We start from the raw sequence: 7,539 nt of genomic DNA, 5'->3' as shown, positions 1-7,539 counted from the left end.
TTTACTCTCTCATAAATCATCGATTCATAGCGAATTGTATGATGCTGTCTTAATCTCATAAAACTCAGTCTTTCGCTGATATACTTTTGGCACTTTTGACAATGAAACTGGCGGCGTGGTACTTCTAAATATACTGGATTACCTAATATTGACAAATCTCTGACTAGATTATACTCTGTCTGATTGATTCTGTCCAAGGTTTGATGGCAATTCGGACATTCAATTGTTTCATTTAAAAGAGCAAGCTTTAAGAAAATTGTCTGAGGAATTTTTTGATAATTGACCACTGTTACATTTGGTAAATCAAGGAGTTGATCAAAATTTATCCACATAACCCACCTCCTGTTCTGTTTTGCCATTATACCATGCTCACACAGAACCTAGAAGAGCCCCAAGGTGATTCTCCATTTTTTTAGAGAAAGATAGACTCTCTCTCACCAGCCGAGAAATCCTTTGTCGAAAAGTATTATTTAATCTTTCAATAGGCGCGCTCTATCTGCACTGAATAGAATTTAACTTGGTATTACTAAGGCTGCGAATGTATGAAAACGCATCAATTGGGCAAAAGCTCAACAATGCTTTTTTAAGCTCCAAAAACCGCTATATTTGTAACCCAAAACAAATTAATTCTGATTAGAGTCAGTGTTTGTAGGCGCTTTTGCCGGTGGCGATTGATGTTCACTTATCGGAACTAGGAAGAACAATCTGTCTTTTACTTAGCTGTTGCCAAATATCTACTAGGAAAACTAGCAAGAATATATGAACGGCACCCAGAAACTGATGTCTTTCAAAGATAAAGAAGAACTTGGGTAATAAGGGAACATTCGGTGGTTGTTGAAAACCTAAATACTGTTGTGCTTGTGCCACGTAAGCATTAGATATTTGGGAGTAAAGAAAACAACCGTAGGCAAAAGCAGCAAATAAAGAGGCGAGTAGGGCGCGTCTGGATACCAGGAAATCCTGATAGTAGAGCCAGATAACACTGATCAAAATAAAAGGATAACCTATATAGAGATAGCGCTCATGAGTGCCACTGAGAAGAATATTAAAACCTAGGTAACTTAGTCCGTGGAAAAGGCAGAGAAGTGCCATTAAATAGGTAGGATTATATTTAGGGCTAATCGCCTCGGTTTTGGTGGCGAGAATTTGCCAAATCTTGATTAAACCTGTACAGAGAAGAAAACCCATGAAACCAGCATAGAGTAAAAACCCTGCTTGGTGAGGACTGATACCTTTTTTCCAGCTACCCAGTTGCAAATCCATAAAAGGTACTAGGGAGGAAGCGCCCGGTTCTAAACCGAGAAATATCCAGATATTAAAGCCATTTCCTGAGATTTTGTCACCTTGAGCAACACTAGACTTTAAGACAAAGAGGAAACTAGACTGAATCAGTCTGAGGGGAACTGCAAATAGGCTATCTAGGTAGAGGAAAAATCCGAGGCTTAAAAGTAGAGTTGCTCCCAGCCAGATTAAGCCTTTAGTCTGGTATCTTTGCTGGAATTTGTAACCTGTGGTCAGGATAACTAGGGCAAAAAAGGGTAGGGAAAAAATAAAAAGTTGTTTAGTGAGAATGAATAGGACTAAACTAAACATCCCGAGGAGAAACCAGAGGATATTTTTGAGCAGGGTGTTTTTCTCACTCCAAGATTGGAAGAAACCAATGGTAGCCAAGAGGCAAAATAATAAGCCTACGTTGTCAATCTGTCCCCAGAGAGAACCTGCCGCCCAGAGAAATAGCACTAGGGTAATGGTTAAACCGATGATTACGGGGCGTTTGAATTTTAAGATTCTCGCTAGGTAGGTAAGAAGGAGAAAAATGACAGCGTCAACAAACGCTAGGTAAAAACGGAAGTGGTAGATAGCTTCGGTTTTTTCGCTAATTCCCAATAGGGATTTTATCGCCGCAATTACTCCACCACTTGCTAGTACACCTATACTAGGATAGTCTGGGATTTTGCGAGGACAATCCATATATACTTTACCTGCTGCGAGACAATCCCCCCATCTACTAAATTGGAAGACATCGGTAACGTGATAAATGGGGAGAAAATAGACCAAAATAAAGGGTAGGGCCACTCCTAGCACATAGGCAAAGGGGATGAGGAAATTATTTTTTTCCCCTCGGTTAGTTGAGTCTAGAAAGTTTTTCATTATTTGGTAGGGTTTGCTGAAAAAGTCGCTCAAGTAATTGCAGGACTTTGCAGAACTGATACCATTTTTCTTTATTCGTGGCAGGTATCCCACTCCCCTCTCCTTTTCTGGGAGAGGGGTTCGGGGTGAGGGTAATTAACCATCTCTGCCATTACTTTAGAAAAATGGTATGAGAGGCATAATAACAGCAATGGGGGAAATAGTTTATCGAGTGTTTCTCGCTTACTAGCATCAAGCCAAGATGTAAGATAGCTTTTAAGGCTTCTTCCCTTTTCGGGGCGAGTTTTTTCACGAGAGATTTTAATTCCCACCAAAGATGTTCTATTAGCTCACCATTCAATTCTGATTAGAGTCAGTGGCTGTGGCCATTTGCATTCTCTGCACCAGATTATCGAGGGCTAATTCTAGATGCAAACCAGCATCCACGGCGGTCCAACCCTGTTCGGTTAGGTGTCGCCATTCAAAGTGTAGGTGCGGACCAGTAGAAACTCCCGTACTACCCACGCGACCGATAACCGCTCCCTGTTCCACCCATTCTCCCGGTTTGACGGTAATTTCCGAAAGGTGGGCATAACGAGATTCTTGACTACCATCGAGGTGACGCAAAATCACCGTTAATCCGTAACCTCCCAACCAGTCGGCGGTGGCCACTTCCCCTGCGTAGGCGGCTAATACAGATGTTCCCATCGGTGCGCCTAAATCAGTACCCGCGTGCATGGCCCGATTCCCGCTGACCGGATGATTTCGCCACCCGAAAACCGAGGTAATTTGGGCGGGAAGAGCGAGGGGAAAGAGTAAATCGGTGCGTTGAGTTTGGTTAGAATCCGTGGGACTTAAACGGGTGGCCCGCTCATAGGTGGTTGCTTCGCTGATTGCCTCCACTTCCGCACGAGTCACCGGGGCCAAAGCTAATTTTACGCCATTCCATTCCGGGGGATTGAGGGCTACCACCTGACTTGGAATCACCGTGGGGGCGGCCAGACGTACCGGGGAGCTAGAAGCGACGAGAGTGGGGGCATAACGACGCAGGGAATTATGAGCGATAACCGGCTGATTTTGAGACCGCCGTCCTACCCGCACGGCCGGATTAGGATTGAGACGTACCCGGGCCAGATTAACCGGGGGTAAGGGTTTGGCCACAGTGCTGACCGGCTGACGACGGGAAGACCGGGCCGCCAGATTACAGCTACCTCCTACCAGTTGACCATTTTGGGCGATGGTTTGGCAACCACTGCGGCGCTCGGTGACGACAACGGAACTGGGGGGGTTAAAGTTTCTAGTATCGATAAAGTTATTTTTACCGCCGGCCCGGGGGGCAAGGGTAGGCATATCGGTTCGATGGTTTTCGGGGATAGCCAGACGGGGGGCAGGATTAGTATTTTCTTTGATAACGGGGGCTTTCAGAGTCGGGGCGGGATTTTCCACTACCGGGGTTTCGCTGCCAATTTCGGAATTAGCGATCGCATTGGGAGCAAGAGTAATCAGACCGCTGACCACTAAACCGAGACCACTGCATAAACTCAGCTTCTTTTTTAAGGATTTTCCGAGAAAAAGTTTCAATATCACCGATGAAGGATACATAGGGCGGCCTCACTTCTCACAGTTTAGTCAAAAAAATATTTAGACTCAATTATAGCCGAGACTGACCCTACCGGCCGGTATATAGATTTCGCTACTGGCATTGTCCGAAGTTAATTTAACTTTTAATTCCCCTCGATCGCTTACCCCCGTTATTATGCCCTGATAGCCCTCGAAAACTATCTTTTGACCAAAATTGGCAAAAAATTCTAAATAAGAGGCTAATAGGGCTTTTATGCCGTGATGACAGTAATATTCATAGCCGTATAGGATAGCATCGCTGGTGAGAGAAGTTAACTGAGCGATCGAGGTGATTTTATTGCCGGCCAAAGCTTGTAAATTAATACCCGTGGGGGGGACAGGATTAAACCAATTGAGGCCCACTCCGATGACTGCTTGCGGGATGTTTTGACCCTGAATACGGGTTTCTAGGTTAATTCCCCCTAGTTTGCGCCCTAGTAATACTAAATCATTCGGCCATTTGATTTTAACAGGTATTTCCTGACAATTCAGGTGATGAGCGATGCCCCAAACTGTAGCGAGAACGAGATGGGCAGATTTATCCACCTCTAAATCCAGATTTAAAGCCAAAGATAAATATAATCCTCCCGGTTCAGAAATCCACTCCCGTCCCCATTGTCCCCTCCCGGCACTTTGTTGACTAGCAGTCACCACAAAAGGCGGATTTTCCCCCGACTCTAATAATTCCCACGCTTTAGTATTAGTGGAAGGTAATAGCTCAAAGTGATGGATTTTGGTCATAAATTGGAAGTGGGGAGTATTTTCAGTGATCAGTAAACAGTAATCAGTGACCTGATACGGCCATCCGTTGAGTATAGGCTAAATATCAGGAGAGGCACTCCTGCAAGTGGAGTGACTCTTAAATGATTACAGATGTGTCAGCAGCTGCGTGTAAGCATCCCACCGAAAAACTAATGCGCTCCGGGGTTTGGGGGCGGCGCCACGCCCCCAACGGGGGGTTTTGGGGGTAGAACCCCCCAAAAGCTTGGATTGAATGATCAAGTGGGAAGTAATACGGCCATCCGTTGAGTATAGGCTACATATCAGGACAGGCAAAAGGCAAGAGGCAAAAGAGGGAATAGATAATCAGTTTTTAATAACCGGATTGAGTATGAAAACTGACATCTGATCACTGATAACTGAATCACTGATCACTGATAACTGATAACTGATCACTGATAACTGATTAGGTGCAGGGGAGAGAACGCAGGTACTCACTGAGGTGGGAACGTAAACCGATGCCATGGAAAAGCGGGCCACGACTGCCTAATTCGACAATACTGACAGCTGCCACGGGCATTTCAAATCGATCGCGATAACGGCCCACATCAATACCCATCAGACTACAGAGCATGATCCGGATGGTGGCCTTGTGGGAAACGATCAAGATATTGCCATCACTGTGGGTGTGTTCAATTTCCTCCAAAACGGCCGCGGAACGACGGGCGATATCGATCCCCCTTTCCCCGTTGGGGGGAGCATTCCAAGCCGGATCCGTCAACCAGCGTACATAGAGATCATGATATTGACGATCGATATCGTTGGGGTGCATACCTTCCCAAAGACCATAACCGATCTCTTGTAATCCCTGGCGGATTTCCAATTTCAGTCCCACCGCTTCACAGAGAGGTTTAGCGGTTTGAATAGCTCTTTGGAGGGGACTGACATAGGCCGCACGCCAAGGTAAAGAACGATAGACATCGGCGAATTCTTCCGCCATTTCGATGCCTTCGGCCGTCAAACCGGGGTCATTTTCTGGAGTACCACAGTATCCTCCCGTTTTGCTATAGGCTGTCTGTCCGTGTCGCAGAAAATATAACATCAAGCACATAGTTTTTCAGGAGACCAAATCCGGGGCTTCCTTGGTTACTGTTGACTGGTTAGGTTCCCGCTCGGGAGCGCAGGTCATTGCGGAGGTGAGAGCGATCGCCCATGACTTGAAAGAGGGGACCATGTTCGGCTAATTCGACGATCGTCACCGAGGCCACGGGCATGGCAATTCGATCGCGATAACGGCCGATATCAATGCCTAAAAGAGAACATAACATGATTCGGATCGTTGCTTTATGGGAAACGATCAAAATATGGCCATCATCGTGATGATGGTCGATTTCCTCTAATACTTCCGAACTACGGCGAGCGATATCGATGCCTTTTTCGCCTCCTGTGGGAGAATTCCAGCCCGGATCTGCTAACCAGCGCACATAATCATCATGAAACTCCCGATTAACCTCGGCTGCGGTTTTTCCCTCCCATTGGCCGTAGGCAATCTCTTTTAATCCTTCCCGTTTGTGGATGGGAATACCTAAGAGTTCGCTTAAAGGGGTGGCTGTGGCCATGGTACGTTTGAGGGGACTGGAATAGATCCCTGTCCAAGGCACATCTCGATAGGCAAGGGCGAAATCCTTGGCCATTTCATAGCCGGCTGGGGTTAGTTCCAAGTCTAATCGACCGCAAAAACTACCCGTTTGACTGGCTGTGGTTTCGCCATGACGCAAAAAGTAAAGTTTTAGACTCATCTTTTGGGTGCATCTCAATATTTGTGACTCTCTCCCACTTATAGTGATAAGCAGAAGTTATTAAAAGAGGGCGAAGGCAATTCGCCGCTACAATCATCCTTTTTACCTTTTGTTTCCCAGTAATTCTCTAAATTACCACTATATTTAGGGTTTACTAAAAAAGTTTTTCCAGGGTTTCGGGAGAAAAAACGAAAACTTTCTATCTCAGTCGGACAGCAAGCTAACTCAGCAATTGAAGCGAAAATTCTGCCATTCTCTAGAATGCCATTCCGGGTTAATCTGGGTTTTGTGACAATTTATGGCTAAATTTTAAGAGGCAGTATGGAACGCACTTTCTTAATGATTAAACCTGACGGTGTACAACGCAATCTGGTGGGGGAAATTATTCAACGCTTTGAAGCTAAAGGTTTTACGTTGGTTGGGTTGAAAATGATGCAGGTTTCTAGCGAATTAGCGGAAAAACACTACGCTGTTCATAAGGAACGACCATTTTTCCCTTCGTTAGTCGATTTTATTACCTCCTCCCCCGTGGTGGCTATGGTTTGGCAAGGAGAAGGAGTAATTGCCTCCGCTAGAAAAATTATTGGCGCCACTAATCCCCTCAATGCCGAACCTGGTACGATTCGCGGTGATTTTGGCATTAGTGTCGGACGCAATCTTATCCATGGTTCCGATGGTCCAGATACCGCCAAAGATGAAGTTAGTCTCTGGTTTAGCGATGCAGAATTGGCTAATTGGACTCCCGCCATCACTCCCTGGGTCGTAGAGTAAATCCCTTTGAAGCAGTCAGGAGTCAGGAGATAGGAGTCAGTATTCTCCGAGTCAGCTTTTTTCTCCCTTCTCCCTTCTCCCCTCTCTGCAAGAACTACCCCTGCATACTTTGTGCTTTTTGTCAAAAAAACTTTTTTTTTGCAACAAAACTACACAAAAAAAAGATCATCGTTGTGGGTGAAATTGACTGATTTACCTGTCTGAATTGGGATCACTCTCTAGGTGTGGCAAGGGTTTCAACCATTGCTGCCTAAGAAAGCACAAAATACCCCATTATGAAATTCAGTAAAATCGCTGTAACCATTGTAACATCGTTGTTAAATAAAAATCTTTCTCAATTAATTCTTAAGAATTTGTAAATATTGCGGAATGTTAATTTAAATATTCTCAAGTCTTTGGAGGCAATAAATAACTTTTGCTTATCTTTGTCTAACATTGAGTTAGGAGATAGGAGTCAGGAGTCAGGAGATTATTTTTATTTATTCTTCCCACACCCCAC

7 protein-coding genes and 1 pseudogene are annotated in these 7,539 nt (G+C 45.0%); 1 reads left to right on the top strand and 7 read right to left on the bottom strand.

Going from position 1 to position 7,539, the window contains the following annotated elements:
- The 7 genes and pseudogenes from PN470_RS14985 to PN470_RS14955 all read right to left on the bottom strand — a co-directional run.
- Nucleotides 1-332: transposase family protein (locus PN470_RS14985; RefSeq protein WP_272104748.1), on the bottom strand; the 332-nt coding region annotated here is incomplete at its 3' end.
- Nucleotides 333-369: 37 nt separating this feature from the next.
- Nucleotides 370-483: pseudogene (locus PN470_RS14980) on the bottom strand (IS1 family transposase); the annotation flags it as partial.
- A 195-nt stretch (nucleotides 484-678) separates the two neighbouring features.
- On the bottom strand, nucleotides 679-2,151 hold the full coding sequence (locus PN470_RS14975) for a hypothetical protein (RefSeq protein WP_103112681.1): 1,473 nt from the start codon (nucleotides 2,149-2,151) through the stop codon (nucleotides 679-681).
- Between the two features lie 336 nt (nucleotides 2,152-2,487).
- Nucleotides 2,488-3,732, bottom strand: a complete 1,245-nt coding sequence (locus PN470_RS14970; RefSeq protein ID WP_103112682.1) for a M23 family metallopeptidase — start codon at nucleotides 3,730-3,732, stop codon at nucleotides 2,488-2,490.
- 45 nt (nucleotides 3,733-3,777) lie between these two features.
- The gene (locus tag PN470_RS14965; protein ID WP_271935034.1) at nucleotides 3,778-4,491 is read right to left on the bottom strand and encodes a biotin--[acetyl-CoA-carboxylase] ligase; all 714 of its coding nucleotides are present in this window, start codon (nucleotides 4,489-4,491) and stop codon (nucleotides 3,778-3,780) included.
- 445 nt (nucleotides 4,492-4,936) lie between these two features.
- The gene (locus tag PN470_RS14960) at nucleotides 4,937-5,581 is read right to left on the bottom strand and encodes a histidine phosphatase family protein (RefSeq protein WP_002759710.1); all 645 of its coding nucleotides are present in this window, start codon (nucleotides 5,579-5,581) and stop codon (nucleotides 4,937-4,939) included.
- 49 nt (nucleotides 5,582-5,630) lie between these two features.
- Nucleotides 5,631-6,269 (bottom strand): histidine phosphatase family protein, encoded by a 639-nt coding sequence (locus PN470_RS14955; RefSeq protein ID WP_103112684.1) that lies wholly within the window; start codon nucleotides 6,267-6,269, stop codon nucleotides 5,631-5,633.
- A 321-nt stretch (nucleotides 6,270-6,590) separates the two neighbouring features.
- Here PN470_RS14955 and ndk point away from each other — a divergent pair, with 321 nt between their 5' ends.
- Nucleotides 6,591-7,040: a nucleoside-diphosphate kinase gene (gene ndk, locus PN470_RS14950; RefSeq protein WP_008205931.1), complete on the top strand. Its 450-nt coding sequence runs from the start codon at nucleotides 6,591-6,593 to the stop codon at nucleotides 7,038-7,040.
- The last annotated feature ends 499 nt before the right edge of the window (nucleotides 7,041-7,539 follow it).

The sequence above is a fragment of the Microcystis sp. CS-574 genome (assembly GCF_028329095.1).
GTDB lineage: Bacteria > Cyanobacteriota > Cyanobacteriia > Cyanobacteriales > Microcystaceae > Microcystis > Microcystis ichthyoblabe_A.
The sequence above is the reverse complement of the archived record's forward strand: the minus strand, read 5'-3'. Positions and strand labels throughout refer to the sequence as shown.

Excerpts from the sequence above, each read along its gene's own strand:
- PN470_RS14975 (WP_103112681.1), bottom strand. The coding sequence starts at position 2,151 with ATGAAAAACTTTCTAGACTCAACTAACCGAGGGGAAAAAAATAATTTC.
- PN470_RS14970 (WP_103112682.1), bottom strand. The coding sequence starts at position 3,732 with ATGTATCCTTCATCGGTGATATTGAAACTTTTTCTCGGAAAATCCTTA.
- PN470_RS14965 (WP_271935034.1), bottom strand. The coding sequence starts at position 4,491 with ATGACCAAAATCCATCACTTTGAGCTATTACCTTCCACTAATACTAAA.
- PN470_RS14960 (WP_002759710.1), bottom strand. The coding sequence starts at position 5,581 with ATGTGCTTGATGTTATATTTTCTGCGACACGGACAGACAGCCTATAGC.
- PN470_RS14955 (WP_103112684.1), bottom strand. The coding sequence starts at position 6,269 with ATGAGTCTAAAACTTTACTTTTTGCGTCATGGCGAAACCACAGCCAGT.
- ndk (WP_008205931.1), top strand. The coding sequence starts at position 6,591 with ATGGAACGCACTTTCTTAATGATTAAACCTGACGGTGTACAACGCAAT.